We start from the raw sequence: 19,434 nt of genomic DNA on the forward strand, positions 1-19,434 counted from the left end.
CCCCCCGATCAGCGGCCGTAGAGCGCGAACGCGGCAAGCGCGTCGCCCAGCGACACGAGCAAATACTGCCTGCCGTCCAACGAGAACGTCTGCGGCGCACCGGCAACGTTGCCCACCCGCGCGTGCCATAACGGGTTGCCGTTCGCCGGATCGAAGGCGACGATATTGCCGCCGCCATCGCCCGCGAACAGCAGCTTCCCCGCCGTCGTCAACATGCCGGTGGCGCCGCCGCCCCCCGGGAGCGCGTGACGCCACACGATCCTGGCAGTCAGCGGATCCATCGCCGTCACCGAGCCGCCGGTCGACACGCCGCCGCCCCCCTGCGTGCCGCCGAGCCCCATCGACCCGCGCGGATCATCATTGATCAGGTAGCGGATCCCGAGGCTGTTGCCCTCCGGAAGATAGAACAGCCCCGTGTCCGGCGAATACGCCGGCGGAGGCCAGTTCGTTGCGCTGCTGCTGACGATCGCCCCCGGGACGGTGGCAACCTTCTCCGGGTTCAACACCGGACGTCCCTGCTGGTCGAGGCCACTCGCCCAGTTCGCGGTGGCGCTGAACTTCCCGCTGGCGACATATTCCCCCGTCACGCGATCGACGGTGAAGAAATACCCGTTCCGCGCGCCCGTCGACACCAGCTTGCGCGGCTTGCCGTTGATCTTCACGTCGATCAGCACGGGCGTCTGCGTCGAATCCCAGTCGTGCATGTCACGCGGCGAGGTCTGGTAGTACCACGCCATCTTGCCGGTGTCGACGTTCACCGCCACCAGCGAGCAGGTGAACAACCCCACGCCGACGCCGCGCCCCGCCGGCGTATACGCCGGCGTCGGGTTTCCGGTGCCGAAGATATAGAGCCGGGTCTCCGGGTCGTAGACGCCGGGCACCCAGGGATGGCCGCCGCCGTGCCGCGCCGCCTCCAGGCTCGGCCAGGTGTCGAGACCGGGATCACCAGGATTCATCGGCACCGTGTACAGAATCCACTGCCGCTTGCCCGTCTCGGGATCGAACGACTGCAGGAATCCCGGGGCGTCCAGATCGTTGCCGGTGCCGACGATCACGTGATCGCCCACGATCACCGGCGCCATGGTCGAGAAATACTGCTGCTCGAACGGCGCGATCTCGACATGCCAGGCTTCCTTGCCGGTCCGCGCGTCGATCTTCACCAGGTAGTCGTCCGGCGTTTCGAAGAACAGGTAATTGCGCCACATGCCGACGCCGCGGTTGCCGATGTGCGTGCCGCCGCGCGTCTTCCAGTAGTACTGCCACAGGATCGTGCCGTCCCGCGCGTCGACGGCCCACACGTTGTCCGGCGACGTCGCGTAGAGCACGCCGTCCACCATCAGGATCGACCCTCGCATCGCCGCATTGCCGCCGGCATTCAGCTCGCCGGTGCCCTCGCCGCCGACAATGATCGGATGGTCGGCGCCGCCGCCGCGGCCGCCGCCGCCGAAGCCGCCGCCGAAGCCGCCGCCGCCGAAGCCGGCACCGCCGCCGGCCCCGCGTCCGGTCGGACCTGACCCGTTGGTGAAGCCGCGCGACAGCCAGGCGAGCCCGAGGTTCTTGACCGTCGTTTGATTGATTTGCGTCAACGAGCTGTAGCGCCGTCCCGTGTAGTCACCCGAGTACGTCGGCCACGTGTCGCCGAGCGGCTTCAGCAGCGCCGCCGGATCGAGCCCGCTCGACGGCGCCTGCCCTTCCACCACGCCGGCGCCGTGCGCCAGCAGCGCCGCGGGAAGGACGAGCGTCAGAACGATCGCGCGTATGGTCATTTACTTGATCGTCCAGAGGTAGGCGGTGACGTCGTGCATGTCTTTGTCGGCGAGCGCCGCCACCATCCTGCGATGCGCCTCCGCCGGATCGTTCAGCTCGATGCGCGGGTCGGTCGCGGTGCGGCGCGGGAACGTGCGCCGGCTGCCGTCGGCGAGTATCACCGAGACGAGAAAGTCGTCGATCCGCGACAGCCGTCCCTCGATGGTGGCGCCGCCGGTCGGCGTGATCTTGACGGTGGCGCGGCTCGAGGTACCGCCGCGTCCACGGCCGCCGCCACGGCCGCCGCCGCCGCCGCCCGACACCCACAGATTCTGCAGCTCCCGCGCGTCTGCGACGCGCGAGGCGAGGCCTTTCAGATCGCCCGATGTCGAGTGGCAACCGGCACAGGTCGCCTGAAAGTACTTCTCTCCCGCCGCCGGATCGCCGACCAGCACCCGTTCGGGCGCCACGGTGTCGTCGATGGGCGGACGCCCCTGGCGGCCGCCCTGCGCGAGCACGCTGTGGATGTATTCGCTCACCGCGGTGAGGTCGTCCGGCGACATCGGGAACGGCGGCATCGCCGGTGCCGGCGGCGCCGGATTGGGACGTCCGCTGACGATCACCGGGCCGATCAATTCGCCGCGCCTGTCGAGCAGCACCGTCTGCGATCGCAGAAGGTTCGGCCCGCCGAGCTGTCCGCCGCGCAGATCGATGCCGTGACACGCGCCGCACATCGTCTCGTAGATACCCTTTCCCTTGGCGATGACGGCCGCGTCGGCCAGTTGACGCTGCTGCGCGGGAAAGGAACTGCCGCCGCGCCCGCGTCCCTGCTCGGCGCCCCGCCCGCCGCCTTGCGCGGCGGCGCGGGCGCCACTCAACACCACGATCGTCAGGATCATGGCGATCGTCGGGGGGATGACCGAGCGTCGGATCATGCAGAGGTTCTCCGGGTTTGTCGGGCTCGATCCGATCTAGAACGAGAACCGGATCTGCAGCTGCATCGTTCGCGGCGCCTGGTACGCGTTTGCCACGCCGAAGCCCGCGTTCTTGGGCTGCGAGCGGGAGACGACGACGTTGCCGCTGGCGTCGTAGGGCAGATTGGCCGGCGTCGGGTCCAGCGGGCTGGCGACGCTCAGCGTCGTGTTGCGGCCGGTGGTGATCGCGCTGTTCGGGGCGTTGAACACGTCGAGGCGGATCTGCAGCTGCTTCTGGCCGGGGAAGCGGATGTTCCGCGCGATCGACATGTCGAGCGTGCTCTGGAAACAGCCGCGCAGGTAGTCCGCGCCCGATTCGAGGCCGACGCTGTTGACCAGCGGCGGGGCGAATCCGGCGGCGACGAACTGGCGCAGCGGATCGCTGCTGCATCCCGAGCCGATGTCGCCGACGATCCGCATCCGGCCGCCGTAGTCGGGCGAGCCGGTCACGTTCTGGCTGCCGCCGGTCTGGTACGAGGTGCCGACGGTGTACGCGGATCCCGTGGCGCCCGTCCAGACGCCGGACAGCTGCCAGTCGTTCAGCGCCAGCCCGAGCCCCTTCATCGCCGCCCCGCTGCCGTGCAGGTCGGGAAGATCCCAGACGAAGTTCCCCTTGAACGTGTGCTTGACCGGCACGAAGCGGCCGAGCAGCCGGTCGGCGTCCGCCTGATCGGCACGTTCGGAGAAGGTGCCGTCCGCATTGTGCTGGAGCCGCGCGCCGGCGCTCCCCTTCTGCGAGATCAGCCACGCATCGTTGAAGCCGAACGACACGCCGTTGCGGAAGCGGCGGTTGAACGACATCTGCAGCGAGTGGCTGGTCAGCCAGCCCCGCGGCTGCGCCTGGGTGATCGAGCCGAAGCCGCGGAACGCCCGCATCTGGTCGGCGGTCACCGCCGCGCCGCCGGGCAGCGCGCTGGAGACCGTCGGATCCTGATTGGCCGCGAGATAGGCCGTGCCGAAGTCGATGGCGTTGATGTTGACGTTCTCGACCAGGTTGTAGGCGTGCTGCCCGGTGTACTCGACGTCGAGCGCGACCGCCCACGGCAGCACCATCTGCACGCCGCCGTTCCACTGCCACGTCGACGGCAGGCCGCTCTCGTACTGATACACGGTCAAGGTCGGAGGCGCCTCGGTCGCCAGGCCCGAGGTGAGCGACTGGAGCGTGCTGTAGCGCAGCGTGACGTTGCGGATCGTCGGCGGGTTCTGCACCTGCTGATAGATGGAGTTGCCCGCCGGGCGATCGAAGAACAGCCCGCCGCCGCCGCGCAGCACGAGGTTCTGACGGCCGGTCACGTCATACGCGGTCCCGAAGCGCGGCGCGACCCGCAGCTTCGGCCAGATGTAGGTGGTCTTCGAGATCCCCTGTCCCGACAGGAACAGGCCGTTGGTGGTGTTTCCCGAATTGGGAACCAGCGTGCCGATCGCCACCGACGTGGCCGGTCCGAGGAGCAGCCCGGTCCGGGGATCGCGCGCCTGCCGGTTGTTGCCCGTGCACGGCGTCGCCGCGCAGCCGGCGGTGTAGAGATACGGCGCGCTGCCGGGCGACCACTGGTCAGGCAGGAAATTCGCCGCCTGCCCGAGCTCGTCGTACTGCGGCTGCTGGCGCACCAGGCGGATGCCGTAGTCCAGCGTCCACTTGTTGTTCACCTTCCAGTTGTCCTGAACGTAGCCCTCGGTGTTGTCGTAGACGTAGCTCCCTTCGACGTACTTCGAGAACTGCTGGAAGGACGAGAACACGCCCACCGCGGCGTTGGCGTAGCCGAACGTCGTGTCGAGCGGGTTGTTCGCGTCGTTCTGGAAGTTGATGGTGCCCTGCCAGCCCTGGCGCTGCTGCGCCTTGTAGCTGTGCGTGTTGTAGAAGCCCGCCTTCAGCGTGTGACGGCCGCGCACGTTGGTCAGGCTGATCGAGATGTCGTTCGTCTTGTTGACGTTGAGATAGCCCGGGAACGGAATGTTCGACGGGGCGTTGGCAATGCGCGAGCCCCAGGCGAAGTTCGGCACCATCGAGATGCGCGTGCCGTCCCAGATGGGCGGGTTCACACCGTTCAGCGCCTCGTAGGCGAAGTAGCTCTGATTGATGACGCTCGCTTCCGGGAAGATGAACGGCAGGTTCTGCAGCCCGGCGCCGGCGAGGCTGGCATTGTCGTTCATCGGGAACGCGGCGCGGCAGAAGGACGGGCCGGTGTTCGCCTGGGCCAGCGCGCAGCCGGTCAGCGAGTTCTGCGCCCGGCCCCACGTGCCTTCCAGGAAGGTCGCGTTGGTCACCGAATAGTTCACCGTCGTCGCGATCGTGCGCACGAACGGGTTGTACTGGCGCGTGTCGTTCCATCCGGGAATCGTGCCCGGGATGATCACGTCCTGCTGCGACCATCCCGCGTACTTGAACGTGCCGCGCAGCTTCATCGTCGGCTGATAGTCGAGCCGCAGCGCCGGCTGGTTGGCGCGCAGCTTCTCGGCCGGGCGCACCAGCTCGAAGTTGTACTGCGCCGCGGTCACGTTGGGCATCGGATACATCTTGAGGATGTTCAGGCCGGTCTGGTAGAGCCGGTCGGCCGGGATGCGGCCGATGACGCCGCCGGACTGAAAGCAGCCCGCCGTGTTGTTGGCGTTGCAGGGGGCGCCGCTCAGCGGATCCCTGACATAGGGATAGAGGTTGCCGTTGTTGTCGAGGCTCTGCGAGAAATCGCCGGCGCGCTCCAGCGCGGTCGGGAAGCGGAACCGGACCGTGTCGCCGCCCGACGTCCGCGGCGCGTACTCGTGGGCGTAGAAGAAGAACAGCTTGTTGTTGCCGCCCGGCTTGCCGATCGGTCCGCCGATGGTGTAGCCGAGATCCTTCTCGTTCACCCGCGCTTTCGGATCGCCGTTGAGGATGTTGGTGCGGCTGTTCGAATTCCAGCGATCCTGGCGCATGACGTCGTAGGCGGAGCCGCGGAAGCGGTTGGTGCCGCTCTTGGTCACCGCGCTGACCTGCACGCCGCTCGACCGGCCGTACTCCGCCTGGTAGCTCGAGACCAGGACCTTCACCTCGGCGATCGACTCGACGTTCATCTGCAGCAGCACCGAGTTGCTGCCGGTGTCCATCGTGGAGATGCCGTCCATCATGATGTTGCTGTTGTTGCCGCCGGTCGACGACCGGTCGCCGACGCGCGACGGGTTGTTGCCGGTCACGCCGGGCGCGAGCGAGGCGAGCTGCACGAAGCTGCGGTTGGAGATCGGCAGGTTCTGCACCGCCTGGGTCGTCACCGTGAACGAGCGCTCGCCGCTCTGCGTCTGCACCAGCGGCGACTCGGCCTGCACGGTGACGGTCTCGGTCAGCGCGCCCACCTCCACGACCAGCACGCCGAGGCCGACCCGATCGCCCGCGCTCATGCTCAACCCGCTGCGCTTGAGCGGCTTGAACCCCTGCATCGTCACTTCGAGCGTGTAGGTGTCGGGGGGGACGTTGACGATGACGAAGTCGCCCTGCGCGTTGGTGACGGCGGTCGGCAGCTGCGTGCCGCGCGCTTCGCTGGTGAGCACGACCGTGGCGCCGGGCACGACGAGCCCGGTGCCGTCCTTAATGGTGCCGGTGAAGGTCCCGGTGGTGAGCTGGGCCGCGGCGGGCGCCGCGATCAGCACGGTGAGGAGCAGAGCAACCGACGCCGACGTCCGTCCGACCATGGTTCCTCCCCTTTCGCGTTCCGGACCGTGTCATGACTGAAATCGATTGCACCGATGACGGATTTCGAGGCCGGACGCTATCAGAGTCTGAAATCGGTTGCAAGACCGCCCCGCCCGGCCCGGGCGATAATGGCGCGGCATGCCCAACATCTACGAGGTCGCCAGACGCGCCCGCGTGTCGGCGGCGACGGTGTCGCGCGTCCTCAGCCGTCCCGACGTCGTCTCGGCCAAGACGCGGCAGCGGGTGCTGCGCGCCGTCGATCGGCTGGGCTACACGCCGAACTCCACCGCCAAGAACCTGCGGCAGGCGCGCACCGGCAAGCTGCTGGTCACCGTCCCCGACATCTCGAACCCGTTCTTCTCGCTGATCCTGCAGGGCATCGAGGAGGCCGCCCTCCGCGAGGACTATGCGGTGCTGTTCGGCGACACACAGCACGACCCGGTGCGCGAGGAACGCTACGCGCTCATGCTGAAGAGCAAGGAAGCCGACGGGCTGATCTTCCTCGGCCACCGGCTCCCCGAAGCCGCCGCCGAACTGGCCCGCGCCGCCGCGCCGCGCTGCGCGCCCGTGGTCAACGGCTGCGAGTTCAATCCGCGGCTGGGGGTGCCGAGCGTGCACATCGACAACGCCCGCGCCGCCGCCGACGTCATGCACGTGCTCTACGATCTCGGCCACCAGCGCATCGGCGTCATCACCGGCCCGCTCGCCAGCCCGTTGAGCCGCGATCGCCTGCGCGGCGCCACGACCACCGCGCGCAACCGCCGCGCGCAGAACCTGCTGGTCGTCTCCGGCGACTTCTCCGTCGAATCGGGCGCCGCCGGCGCCGCGCAATTGCTCGCCGCGGCGAAGCCGCCGACGGCAGTCTTCTGCTTCAACGACGAGATGGCGATGGGCGTGCTGGAAGCGGCGCGGCAGCGCCGGCTCCGGGTCCCGAGGGATCTCTCGGTGGTCGGCTTCGACGACATCCGCTTCGCGCGCTACACGCAGCCGCCGCTGACGACCGTGGCGCAGCCGATGCGCGCCATCGGCGAAGGCACCGTCCGCCTCCTGCTCGCGATCATCGACGACGGCAGCGCCGCTCCCGACTCGGTGACGCTGCCCCACACCGTGGTCCGCCGGGGAAGCACCGCGCCGGCGCCGGCGCCGCGGTAGCCCCCTCGATCAGCGCACCAGCGCCTTCTGCGCCGCCGCCCACGCGCGCACGCGATCGCGATACGCGGCCACCCTGCCGGGAAGCTCGCCGGCGCGGTCGCGCGACTCACCCGGATCGGCGCAGACGTCGTACAGGGACGATCGGCCGCCATCGATGTCGTGGACGTACTTCCAGCAGCCATCCGCGAGCCCGAGCCAGCCGGTCGAATAGTCGGTGAAGAACAGCGCCATGCGGTGACCGGCGGTCAGCAGCGAGGTCCCCTGATGCAGCCTCTCCGCCGGGAGGCCGAGCAGGTCGAGGATCGTCGGCGCCGTGTCGATCGCGCTGACGACGCGCTGGAGCCGCCGCTCGCGATCGATCGCCCCCGCCGCGGCGATCAGATACGGCACGCGGACGTTCTCCTCGTGGATGAACAGGGTGTGCGCGAAGTTGCCGGGATGCTCGCCGAAGGCCTCGCCGTGGTCGCCGAACACGACGACCAGCGTCTCGTCGTCGAGGCCGAGCCGGCGCAGGCCGTCGAGCAGCAGGCCGAGCGCCTGATCGGACTCGTGAAGCGAGTTCAGGTAGCGGGTGAAGTCGTCGCGGCCGCGGAACGGCCCCGGCGTGGCGGCCTCGTACGGATGGTGGCCGGCGATGGGCAGATAGGTCAGGAAGAACCGCTCGCCGCGCAGCGACGCGATCCAGTCGAGCATCCGGCGGACCGTCGACGCGTCGTCGATGCCGAAGCTCGAGTCCACCTGGCCGCCGATCGCGCCCGCGTCCTCGAGCCGCTCGAAGCCGCGGCCTTCGATCATCGCCGGCATGCCGAGATACTCGAACCGGCCGGAGTGAAACAGGGCCGTGCGGTAGCCGGCGCGGCGCAGGATTGCCGGAAGCGGCGCGCACGGCACGCCGGCGTACAGCTCCGGAGGCGTATCGAAGGCCGGGTACCGCGAACAGAGCGTGGCGAACAGGCCCTTGATGCTCTCCGGATACACCGCGTAGGCGCGCTCGACGACGATCGCTCGTCGCGCGAGCGCCGTGAGATTCGGCATCGGATCCACGTCCGCGCCGTACGTCTTCAGGTGCCGCGATCCGGTGGACTCGAGCGCCACGACGACGACATTGCGTCCGCGCATCGCGCCGCGCAGGGCGGAGAGATCCTCCGCCGTCCGCTGCGGAAACGGACTCGCCCGCCAGTCGTCGTCGGCGGCGAGCGGCGTGACGCGAGGCAGGCTCGTCGCCACCAGGGCGCCGATGGCGTTGCGATGCAGCCCGAACGTGTTCACGCGCGTCGTCGCGATCGCGCCGAGGGGGACGAAGGCGAGCCCGAGCGCGATGGCCCACGCCCGGATCCTCGGCGTCCGCCGCGCCAGCAGCAGCGGCAGCGCGATCGCCAGCCCCAGCGGGATCGCGAGCGCGATCAGGTTGGCGGCCGTGACGTAGTGGCGGACGGCGTCGGCGAGCGGTCCGCGCGCGGCGCGCGCCATCGTCCAGGTCAGCGGCGTCGACAGCACGCGCGCGATCGGCACGTTCAGCGCGGCGTAGGCGGCGATCGCGGCGTACGCCGTCCACGCCGCGGCGGGCCGCTTCACGATGCGGTCGAACGCGAGGAACACCAGAACGACGCAGACGTCCTGCCAGAAAAAGGCGAACGGGGACCAGGCGGACAGCGGGACGGGACGGCCCGCGAGCGCGATCGCCTTGGCGCTCGCCAGGACGGCGAGCAGGGCGATTGCTCTCAGCGCGTGACCAGGTTGAGCCGCTTCAGCAGCAGCCACGACACCGGGACGCCTCCACCGCGCCGCTTCCATATCCAGTCGTGGACGACCGCCGCCGCCGCGGGCGGATGGCGGTACACGCGCTCGCGGTCGCCGATGAAGGCGAGCGGAATGACGACGAGGTCCGCGGGTTCGGGCACCGCGGGATCGAACAGCCGCTGCTCGCACTCGACCGAAGACGGCAGGTACGCCGCCGCGATGTCGAGATGCTCCCGCCTGGCGTCGACCACCGTCAGCAACGCGTCGGGGAGCAGCCGGCGCACCACCAGCGCGGTTCGCGGAAAGAGACCGCCGCCGACGATGGTGACGCGGCGTATCGACGGGAGCTGCGGCAGCAGCGCCGCGAACGCGCGTTCGTGCGCCCCGACCACGAACCGCTGCAGCCGCGGCGATCGCAGCACCACGCGCTCGAGCGATTCGAGCGACACGGCGTCCAGCCAGCGGAGGACCGGCGGCCACCGGCTGGCGCGGGCGCCGTCGCGCGGCGCGCCGGGCAGGCGGGTCCAGTGCTCGCCCGGCCGCCGGTGATGCTCGGCGTGATACCCGTCGTTGAAGAAGGCGCGGTTGTACAGCCAGCCGTAGTGGCTGGTGGTGCCGCGCGCGTGCTCGAAATGCCCCTGCAGCGCGCACAGCCCCAGCCCGGCGAGGTAGCCGGGCGCGTAGACCAGCAGCAGGAATCGCGCGTCGAGCAGCGCGATCGCCGTCCATGCGGTCAGCACGAGCGCCGCTTCGACGGCCGCCTGACGCGTCCACAAGGGCGGCGCCGGCGCCGGCCGAGCGGCGCGTTCGGGATGGTCCTCGAGGACGTGCTCGTGATGATGGCGCAGGTGGCGCGCGCGCCAGAGGCTCTGCGGGACGCCCATCAGCACGCTCAGGAACAGCGCGTACGCGCGATTCAGCCGGCGCGATCGGAAGAACGGCGTGTGGATGAAGTTATGCGCCGCGGTGTTCGCCGTCCACCAGAGGCCGACGGCGATCAACAGGATCGAGGGCGCGGCCACCAGGAGCGCGGCATAGCCCAGCGACAGCGCGATCAGGACCGCGTCCCAGCCGGAGTAGCGCAGGAGATGGATCGATCTGGCGCCGACGGTGCCGTGCACGGGTGCCTCCGTGTGCTAGCGTCCGCGCAGCACGGCTTTGATGCGCTCGATGACCGGCAGCGACTCGTGTCCCGCCGAGAGACGCGTCAGGCCGCGTTCGATCGGATACACGTCCGGCGACGCCGGCGGCTCGTCGGCCTTGCGAACGCGCCCGGTGGGAAGGTACCGCCCGCCGAACCCGATGCCGATGTCCTTCCCCGCGACCGACTGCAGGTCCGCCCATTCGCGGCGGCACACGGCCAGCTGCGCCGCCGGACAGGAATAGTAGAGATAGCCGCGCTGCGCCTCGCCGTAGCCGCTGCCGCGCTTGCCGTCCGAGAACGCGAACGCGCCGCGGATGACGATCCGCTCCGGAGCGCTGTCGCTCGGTTCCAGCACGACCTTGTCGATCACGGCATAGACGCCGACGAAGTCACTGGCCCCGAGCGTCGCCGTCGCCGCGACGACGCAGGCGCCGGCGAGCACCAGACCGCCGATACTGCTCAGTCTCATGGCACGTCCTTTCGAATCCGGGTCACGCAGAGAGGACGGCATCGGGCTCGGGGTGTTAGCGGATGACTAGCGGCGACTGGGTAGCTCGAGGTTCTTCGGGTTCCACGGTCCACGGGTTCCACGGGTCCACGGGTTCTTCGGGTTCCACGGGTTCTTCGGGTTCCACGGGTTCCACGGGTTCCACGGGTTCCACGGGTCCACGGGTTCTTCGGGTTCCACGGGTTCCACGGGTTCTCCGGGTTCGGGTTCTTCGGGTTCGGAGTTCGGGGTTCTCGGTTCGGGGTTCACGGTTCGGGGTTCTCGGTTCGGGGTTCACGGTTCGGGGTTCTCGCGGACGCTCGACTTTTCGCGGGAACCGCGGAGAACCCGAACCCGGAGCAACCCGAACCCGGAGAACCCGGAGAACCCGTGGAACCCGTAGAACCTGAACCGCCGAACCAGAACCCGGAGCAACCAGAATCCGGAGAACCCGGAGAACCCGTGGAACCCGTAGAACCTGAACCGCCGAACCCAGAACCCGGAGCAACCCGAACCCGGAGAACCAGGAGAACCCGTGGAACCCGTAGAACCCGAACAACCCGTGCGCCCGAAGGACCCCTGCCCTCCGAAGAACCCCCGTCAGTCTCAGTAGAGAGAGAACGCGTAGAGGGTGTCGCCGACCGCGACCAGCACGTACTGCTTGCCACCCACCTGGAACGTCTGCGGCGCGTTCGACGGCGAGCCGATGCGCGAGTGCCAGAGCGGCTTGCCGCTGGTCGCGTCGAAGGCGACCAGATTGCCGCCGCCATCGCCGGTGAACACCAGCCGTCCCGCGGTGGCGAGGATCCCCCCGGATCCGCCGGCGCCGCTCACGCCCGGGAACTCATGCCGCCAGACCGCCTTGCCGGTCTTGTAGTCGATGGCGCGCAGCGCGCTCGGCCAGGCGCCGACCTGCCCGACCGCCTTGCCGGCCAGTCCCATCGATCCGCGCGGATCGGTCTCCGTCAGGTACAGCAGGTTGAAGCCGTTGCGCTCGTGGACGTAGAACAGCCCGGTATCGGGTGAGTAGGCCGGCGGCGGCCAGTTGGTCACGCCCCCTTCGACCGGCGACACCAGCGAGCCTGGAACCGTCGCTTCCTTCTCGGGATTCGGATCCGGCGCGAGATTCTTGCGGATCCCCTTGGCCCAGTTCGTCGTGGTGCCGAACATCGACGAGACGATCGGCTCGCCGGTGACGCGATCGACGGTGAAGAAGTAGCCGTTGCGCGCCGCCGTGGAGATCACCTTCCGCGCCCGCCCGTTGATCGTGCCGTCGATCAGAATCGGCGTCTGCGCCGAGTCCCAGTCGTGGGTGTCGTGCGGCGACGTCTGGTAGTGCCACACGATCTTGCCGGTGTCGACGTTGAAGGCCACGAGCGAGCACGAGTACAGGTTGTCCCCGGGACGCCCCTGGCCGGTGTAGCCCGGCGTCGGGTTGCCGGTGCCGATGATGTAGAGCCGCGTTTCCGGATCGAACACGCCGGGGATCCACGTCTGGGCGCCGCCGTGGCGCGCCGCGTCGAGGCTCGGCCAGGTCTCGAGGCCGGGATCGCCCGGGTTCATCGGCACGGTGTAGGTCTTCCACTTCAGCTTGCCGGTCTCGGGATCGTACGACTGCAGGAAGCCGGGCATGTCGAGGTCGTTGCCGGTGCCGACGATGACGTGGTTGTCGACGATCATCGGCGCGGGCGTCGAGAAATACTGCTCCTCGAAGCTGGCAATCTCGACGTGCCACCGCTCCTTGCCGGTGCGCGCGTCGAGCGACACGAGGTAGTTGTCGGGCGTCTCGAAGAACAGGTAGTTGTTCCACAGCGCCGCGCCGCGGTTGCCGATGTGCGTGCCGCCGCGCGTCTTCCAGAAATAGCGCCACAGCTCGCGCCCGGTATGCGCGTCAATCGCCCAGACGTTGTCGGGCGCGGTCACGTAGAGGACGTCGTTCACCTCCAGGATCGAGCCCTTGACGTTGGCCCCCTGGAACGCAAACTCCTCGGGCCCTTCGCCCCCGACGTTGACCGTCGCCGGGCCGCCGCCGCCGCCGCGGCCGCCGCCGCGCCCGCCCCCGCCGCCGCCGACGGGCGGCAGCCCCGACGTCAGGCGCGACACCCACGCCAGCGTGAGGTTCCTGACGGTCGACTGATTGATCTCGGCCAGCGAGCTGTACCGGCGGCCGGTGTAGTCGCCGGAGTAGCTCGTCCAGTCGTCGCCCAGCGGCTTCTTCAGCGCCGCCGGATCGAGCACCACTTTCTCCTGGGCGAGCAGGACCGGACCGGCAAGGAATGACGCGGTCAGCAGGAAGCGGAATGTACGGCTCATTTCAGTGTCACCAGATAAGCGGTCACGTCGTGGATGTCCTTGTCCGTGTACTTGACGAGCATCTTCTTGTGCGCCTCGAGCGGGTCGGTGATCTGCACCGCCGGCACGCTGCCGTTGCGGCGGAACGTCTTCGGCGTGCCGTCAGCCTGGGTGAGCGACACGATGAAGTCGTCGATCCGATCGAGCCGTCCTTCGTAGCGCTGGCCGTCCGCGGTCGTGACGACGACGGTCACCGGTTTGGGCACGCGCGCCGGCCCCGCGGCGTTGCCGGCGGCGCCGCCGCCGCGTCCGAAGCCCTGCGACACGCCGCCGACCCAGGTGTTCTGCAGCTGCATCGGACTCGGATACCGCGATGCGAGCCCCTGCAGGTCACCCGTCGGCGAGTGACAGCTCGCGCAATTGGCGGCGAAGTAGCGCTGCCCGGCGGCGGGGTCGCCGACGACGATGTTCAGCTCGACCGGAGGTCCGGGCGGCGGCCCCCCCTGGCCGGCCATGGTCGCGGCCACGCTGTGGATGTAGGCGGCGATCGCCTTGATGTCGTCGTCCGCGAGCGGGAGCGGCGGCATCGGCGGCATGCCGGGACGCTGCCGCCCTTCCTTGACGACGGGGAGAATCTGCTCTCCCTCTTTGTCGCTGAGCACGAGCGCGGAGCGGAGCAGGTTCACGCCGCCCAGATCGCCGCCGCGCAGGTCGGCGCCGTGACAGAGGCGGCAGTTGATGCCGTAGAGCGCGTTGCCGCGCTGGATGATGGCGGGATCGGCGAGCTGCCGTTGCCGGTTGGGGAACGTCTGGCCGCCGCGTCCGCCGGGGCCCTGGCCGCGGCCGCCCGGCGGCGCGCCGCCGGCGGGCGGGCCCTGCGCCGCGACGCCCGAATAGATTGCCGAAGTCAGAACCGCGGCCGCGGCCGCGAGCACGAAGTTGCGCATCGATACCTCATGGCGCGCCGTCGCGCGCCGTGCACGTGAAACGGGATTTCGCGCCGGATGCTAACAGGATGCGAGAGGCGCGGCAAGTGGGCGTGTCGCGATGCGCAACCGGTCGAGCTGCCCTCTTGGGAGAATGTTGCGCCTTGCAAAACGTTGCGGCATAATCCGCCCCCCGGGGAGGAAGCAGCATGAATGCGACGCCGCAGAGCAAGTCCGGCACGAGCAGCCGGCGCGATCCGTACCTCGTGAAAGCCGTCATGCACGCGGCGCAGTTGTTCTCGGCGTTCCGCTCGTCGGGCGAGGCGCTGCCGCTGCGCGAGATCGCGGCGCGGAGCGGGCTGCCCAAGAGCATGACGTTCCGCCTGCTCTACACCCTCGAGCGCTGCGGCATGCTCGAAAAGGTGGGGGAAAACCTCTATCGCTCGCACCTGCGCCCGTTCAAGCAGCGGCCCTACCGCCTCGGCTATGCCGCGCAGGGCACCGACTACCAGTTCTCCAAGGAAGTCTCGACCAGCCTGCAGCGCGCCGCCGCGGCGCACGGCATCGAGCTCATCTGCGTCGACAACCGCTACAACGCGAAGATCGCGCAGCGCAACGCCGACGTCCTGGTGCGCGAGAAGGTCGATCTGGTGATCGAGTTCCAGACCGACGAGCACGTCGCGCCGATCGTCGCGGCGAAGTATCGCGAGGCCGGCATTCCGCTGATCGCGCTCGAGATTCCGCATCCGGGGGCGACCTACTACGGCGCCAACAACTACGAGGCGGGCCTGATCGGCGGCCGGCATCTCGGACGCTGGGCGCGGCAGCAGCGCTACGGCGAGGCGGACGAGATCGTGTTCCTCGCCCTCGACCGCGCCGGCAACCTGCCGCGGATGCGGCTCACCGGCATGCTGGTCGGCATGAAGGAAGTCTTCCCCGCGCTCGAGGCGTGCAAGGTGACGTATCTCGACGGCGACGGCAAGCTCGGCGAGAGCTTCGAAGCGATGCGCCGCCACCTGCGGGGCACCCGCGCGCGCGGGTTTCTGATCGGCGCCATCAACGATCCGAGCGCGCTCGGCGCGCTGCGGGCCATGCAGGAGGCGGGGCGCGTGAACAACTGCGCCATCATGGGGCAGAACGCGTCCCCCGAGGGGCGCGCCGAACTGCGCCAGCCCGCGACCCGCTTGATCGGCTCGGTCGCGTACTTCCCCGAACGCTACGGCGCCGACATCGTCGCCGTCGCGCTCGATATCCTCAACCGCCGCGCCGTGCCGCCCGCCGTGTTCGCGAAACACCAGCTCGTCACGCCGGACAACGTCGATCACATCTATCCGAACGACAGGCTGCTCCAGACGGCGGGGGCATTCGCGTAGGACGGGCGTAACTCGAGGTTCTCCGGGTTCCTCGGGTTCTCCAGGTTCTCCGGGTTCAGGTTCTCCAGGTTCGATCGGTTCTCGGTTCCTTCGGGTCCTACGAGGGCAGAACCGACAGAACCCGTAGAACCAGAACCCCGAGAACCCGAGGAACCCGGAGAACCCCGAAGAACCCCGGTGAGCCCGAGCGCTGCTAGCGAAGAAAGGCTTCGGGCAGTCCCCCGTCGACCGGAATGACGTGTCCCGTGGTCTTTGCGCTCTGATCGCCGGCCAGCCAGCAGATGGCGTTGGCGTTGTCGATCGGGAGGATCGGGCGCTTGGTGATGGTGCGCTGGGCGTAGAACCGGGCGAGCGTGTTGCGCAGCTCCTCGTCCGAGTCCGAGTCCTTGTAGGGCAGGCTGTACTTCTTCAGCGCGACGATGACGCGGTCGCGCGGGAACATGGCGGAGCCGGCGATCACCGTGGCCGGCGCAATGCCGTTGACGCGAATGTCGGGGCCCAGGCCGATCGCCAGCTCGCGGATCAGATGGTTGATGGCCGCCTTGCTGACGTCGTACGCCTCGCTGCCGGCCTTCGGCACCACCGCGTTGGCGGATCCCGTGAGCACGATCGACGCCGGCAGCTTCTGCGCCCTGAGCACCTTCGCCGCTTCCTGCGCGAGGACGAAGTTCGACGTCACGTTGATCGACAGCGTCCGGCTCCACACCGTTTCGGCGGGCACGGACGGATCGGGCGTCGGGTAGATCGCCGCGGTGTTGATGACCACGTCGAAGCCGCCGAACTGCAGCACGGCGGCGCGCGCCGCGGCCGCAATCGTGTCGCGCGCCGTGAGATCGAGCGCCGCCGACTGCACCATCTCCTTCGACGACAGCGCCGCCGCTTCCCGGGCCACATCCGCCGCCGCGGCCGCGTTGGCGTCCGCCACCACGACGTGTCCGCCGCGCCGGGCGATCTGCAGCGCGACCTCGCGGCCGATGCCGCTGCCGCCGCCGACGACCACCACGACCTTGCGGCTGAACTCCTTCTCCGGCGGCATCCGCTGCAGCTTGGCTTCCTCGAGCGCCCAGTACTCGATGCGGAACGCCTCGAGTCGGGGCAGCGCGACGTAGTTGTGGAACGTCCGGAACTCGTTCGCCTGCTCGGGACGACGCACCTGCGGCAAAGTCCTGGGAGCCGACTCCCCTTCGAGCGCGTTGGCCCCCTGCATGACGTGGATGGCGTTGACGAAGAACTCCGTCGTGATCCGCGCCTCGCGCTTGTCCTTGCCGAAGCCGAAGAGCCCCAGCCCCGGAATGACGACCACCGACGGATTGCTGTCGCGCAGCGCCGGCGAAGTCGGCTCGGCGAACGCCTGGTAATACTTCCTGTAGTCGTCGCGGTAGCGGACGATGCGCTCGTCGATGCGCTCGCGCAGCCGGGCCACGTCCTCTTTCGCCGGGTTCCAGGCGATGAACATCGGCGAGATGCGCGTGCGCAGGAAGTGGTCGGGGCAGCTCGTCCCCAGCTCGCACAGCTCCGCGGCCCACGCCGAGTTGGCGAACGCCACCGCCTCGTCCGACGCATCGAAATGCCCGATCACCCGCCGGTTCGACGAGACGGCGCCGCGGAGGTACGGAAAGATCTCGGCGATCGTCGACTCGCGGTCGGCAACCGCGTGCGTCACCGCCGCGCCGCCGAAGCGCGGACGGTTGGCCCGGCGCTCGTGCGCGTCGAGGAACTCCCCCATCTGATCGATGGTGCGGATGCTGTTCACGTAGCACTCCCGCTGCGTCGTGCCCCAGGTGAACAGCCCGTGGCCGCCGAGGATGATGCCGTCGCAGCCGGGGTGTTCCTCGACCGCCTTCTTCAGCATCAGCGCCAGCTCGAAGCCGGGACGCTGCCACGGCACCCAGACGATGTTGCGCCCGTAGTGCCGGTTGAACTCCTCGAGCCTGGCGGCGCCGTTGGCGCTCGCGGCCAGCGCGATCGCCCAGTCGGGATGGAGATGATCGACGTGCGGGAACGGCAGGAACGCGTGCAGCGGCGTATCGATCGACGCGGCGACGCGGTTCTCGCCGAACGCGCAGAGCGGATAGAACGCGACCATCTCGTCCTCGTGCGCCTCGCCCCGATAGCGCGCGATGAGCGCTTCGAGCTTGTCGAGATACAGCACCGCGAACCCCGACGCGCTGATCGATCGCAGGTCCCCGCCGCTGCCCTTCACGGCCAGGACGCGGCGCCGCTCGCCGGTGAGCGGATCCTCCAGCTCGAACTTCGAGCTGGTGTTGCCGCCGCCGAAGTTGGTGATCCGCAGGTCTTCCCCGAGCAGGTTCGAGCGGTAGCGCAGCAGCTCCAGCGGGTTCGACTCGAGCGCCGCGGCGGCGCGATCGTCCCAGAGGTTCTGCAGGCGGGTGGTTTCCCCAGATATGGCCACGTGCGACGATTCAGACACAGGTCAGCTCCACGTAATTCTGGAAGCGCCGGTACTCGGCGTTCCAGCAATCCGCCGCGGCGGGTGCGAACCGCTCGACGGGGAAGGAATGTTCGATGATGCCACGCGCTTCGGCCAGCGTCGAGACCGCGCCGGTGGCGAGCATCTGCATCGCGATGTTGCCGAGCGCGGTCGCTTCCACCGGGCCGGCGATCACCGTGCGGCCGGTCGCGTCGGCGGTGAACTGGTTCAGCAGCCGGTTGCGCGACCCGCCGCCGACGATCTGCAGCTCGGTGATCGGCGATCCGGTGAGCCCCTCGAGCGTGTCGAGCACCACGCGGTACTTGAACGCCAGGCTCTCGAAGATCGCACGCGTGCAGGCGGCGGGGCCGTCCGGCTCGGGCTGCGCGGTACGGCGGCAGTACGCCGCGATCGCGCGCGTCATGCGCTCCGGGTGCAGGAACGCGGGATCGTCGGGATCGAACAGCGATCGGAACGGCGGCCGGTAGTCGGCCGCCGCGGCGACGAGCTCGGCGTATTCGAAGTGCCGCCCGTCGTCCGCCCAGTCGCGGCGGCATCCCTGCAGCAGCCACAGGCCGCTGATGTTCTTCAGGACGCGCGTCGTCCCGCACACGCCCCCTTCGTTGGTGAAGTTGGCGTCGAGCGCGCGGGGGGTGATGATCGGCCGCGGCACTTCCGTGCCGAGCAGCGACCAGGTGCCGGAGCTGAGGAACGCGCGCCGGCCGTGCGCCGGGACCGACGCCACCGCCGACCCGGTGTCGTGGCAGGCCGGCGCGACCACCGGCGTGCCCTCGAGCGCGGCGCTCAGCGATCGCTGCAGCGGCCCGAGGATCGTGCCCGGCTCGACGAGCGGCGGCAGCAGCCGCGCCGGGACGTCGAGCTGACGCAGCAGGTCGAAGGCCCAGGTCCGCGACCGCGCCTCCACCATCTGCGTCGTCGTCGCGTTGGTGTACTCGGCGCGCAGCTCGCCGGTCAGCCAGTAATTGAGGATGTCGGGGATGGTGCCGAACTGGATTGCCGCGTCCAGCAGGCGCGGGGTCAGGCGCGCGGCGGCGACGAGCTGATACAGCGTGTTGAACGGCAGGAACTGGATGCCGGTGACGTCGTAGATCTGCGCGCGCGGCACGCGCGTGAAGACGTCCTCCATGACGCCGTCCGTCCGCGCATCGCGATAGTGAAACGGGTTGCCGAGCAGCTCGCCGTTCTCGCCGAGCAGGCCGTAGTCGCAGCCCCAGGTGTCCACGCCGATGCTGTCGACGCGCGGGCGCGCCGGCACCTCCCCGAGCGCGCGCTGCACGTGCAGCCACAACCGCGGCGCGTCCCAGTACAACGATCCGTCGACCCGTACCGGCTCGTTGGGAAACCGGCACAATTCGACCAGGTCGAGGATGCCCGAGCGCAGCCGCCCCGACATCGCGCGCCCGCTTTCCGCACCGAGATCGAAGGCGAGATAGTTGGCTCTCATAGGACGCGGCCCCTGAGCATACCGAGCGGGCGGACCGGTATCG

Annotated in this window: 12 protein-coding genes; 2 read left to right on the forward strand and 10 right to left on the reverse strand. The window is 69.3% G+C overall.

Annotated features, from left to right (window positions below; all coding sequences use genetic code 11):
* Window positions 1-8: 8 nt before the first annotated feature.
* From VFK57_17075 to VFK57_17085, 3 genes are read right to left on the reverse strand one after another with little or no spacing between them, the layout of a single operon-like run.
* Window positions 9-1,766, reverse strand: a complete 1,758-nt coding sequence (locus tag VFK57_17075) for an acido-empty-quinoprotein group A (GenBank protein ID HET7697431.1) — start codon at window positions 1,764-1,766, stop codon at window positions 9-11.
* Window positions 1,767-2,681 (reverse strand): c-type cytochrome, encoded by a 915-nt coding sequence (locus VFK57_17080; GenBank protein HET7697432.1) that lies wholly within the window; start codon window positions 2,679-2,681, stop codon window positions 1,767-1,769.
* A gap of 36 nt (window positions 2,682-2,717) precedes the next feature.
* Entirely contained in the window at window positions 2,718-6,380 is a 3,663-nt protein-coding gene (locus tag VFK57_17085; GenBank protein HET7697433.1) for a carboxypeptidase-like regulatory domain-containing protein, read from the reverse strand.
* 139 nt (window positions 6,381-6,519) lie between these two features.
* On the opposite strand from VFK57_17085, the gene VFK57_17090 reads away from it, so the two are divergent.
* Window positions 6,520-7,533: a LacI family DNA-binding transcriptional regulator gene (locus VFK57_17090; protein HET7697434.1), complete on the forward strand. Its 1,014-nt coding sequence runs from the start codon at window positions 6,520-6,522 to the stop codon at window positions 7,531-7,533.
* Between the two features lie 9 nt (window positions 7,534-7,542).
* Here the strand turns inward: VFK57_17090 and VFK57_17095 are convergent, their stop codons facing one another.
* From VFK57_17095 to VFK57_17115, 5 genes are all read right to left on the reverse strand, one after another.
* Window positions 7,543-9,294, reverse strand: a complete 1,752-nt coding sequence (locus tag VFK57_17095) for a sulfatase-like hydrolase/transferase (GenBank protein ID HET7697435.1) — start codon at window positions 9,292-9,294, stop codon at window positions 7,543-7,545.
* Window positions 9,255-10,394, reverse strand: a complete 1,140-nt coding sequence (locus VFK57_17100) for a fatty acid desaturase (protein HET7697436.1) — start codon at window positions 10,392-10,394, stop codon at window positions 9,255-9,257. Before VFK57_17100 ends, VFK57_17095 begins: the two co-directional genes overlap by 40 nt.
* Window positions 10,395-10,409: 15 nt before the next feature.
* Entirely contained in the window at window positions 10,410-10,886 is a 477-nt protein-coding gene (locus VFK57_17105; protein ID HET7697437.1) for a hypothetical protein, read from the reverse strand.
* A 624-nt stretch (window positions 10,887-11,510) separates the two neighbouring features.
* Window positions 11,511-13,217 (reverse strand): acido-empty-quinoprotein group A, encoded by a 1,707-nt coding sequence (locus VFK57_17110; protein HET7697438.1) that lies wholly within the window; start codon window positions 13,215-13,217, stop codon window positions 11,511-11,513.
* Complete coding sequence (locus VFK57_17115) at window positions 13,214-14,143, reverse strand: c-type cytochrome (GenBank protein HET7697439.1); 930 nt, start codon at window positions 14,141-14,143, stop codon at window positions 13,214-13,216. The genes VFK57_17110 and VFK57_17115 overlap by 4 nt, the downstream gene beginning before the upstream one ends.
* A 188-nt stretch (window positions 14,144-14,331) precedes the next feature.
* On the opposite strand from VFK57_17115, the gene VFK57_17120 reads away from it, so the two are divergent.
* Complete coding sequence (locus VFK57_17120; GenBank protein ID HET7697440.1) at window positions 14,332-15,495, forward strand: substrate-binding domain-containing protein; 1,164 nt, start codon at window positions 14,332-14,334, stop codon at window positions 15,493-15,495.
* Window positions 15,496-15,688: 193 nt separating this feature from the next.
* On the opposite strand, the gene VFK57_17125 is transcribed toward VFK57_17120, so the two are convergent.
* Both VFK57_17125 and VFK57_17130 read right to left on the reverse strand, forming a co-directional pair.
* Window positions 15,689-17,908, reverse strand: coding sequence for a bifunctional rhamnulose-1-phosphate aldolase/short-chain dehydrogenase (locus VFK57_17125; GenBank protein HET7697441.1), 2,220 nt, complete (start codon window positions 17,906-17,908; stop codon window positions 15,689-15,691).
* Between the two features lie 10 nt (window positions 17,909-17,918).
* Complete coding sequence (locus tag VFK57_17130) at window positions 17,919-19,391, reverse strand: rhamnulokinase family protein (protein ID HET7697442.1); 1,473 nt, start codon at window positions 19,389-19,391, stop codon at window positions 17,919-17,921.
* Window positions 19,392-19,434 lie beyond the last annotated feature (43 nt).

The sequence above is a fragment of the Vicinamibacterales bacterium genome, assembly GCA_035699745.1.
GTDB lineage: Bacteria > Acidobacteriota > Vicinamibacteria > Vicinamibacterales > 2-12-FULL-66-21 > JAICSD01.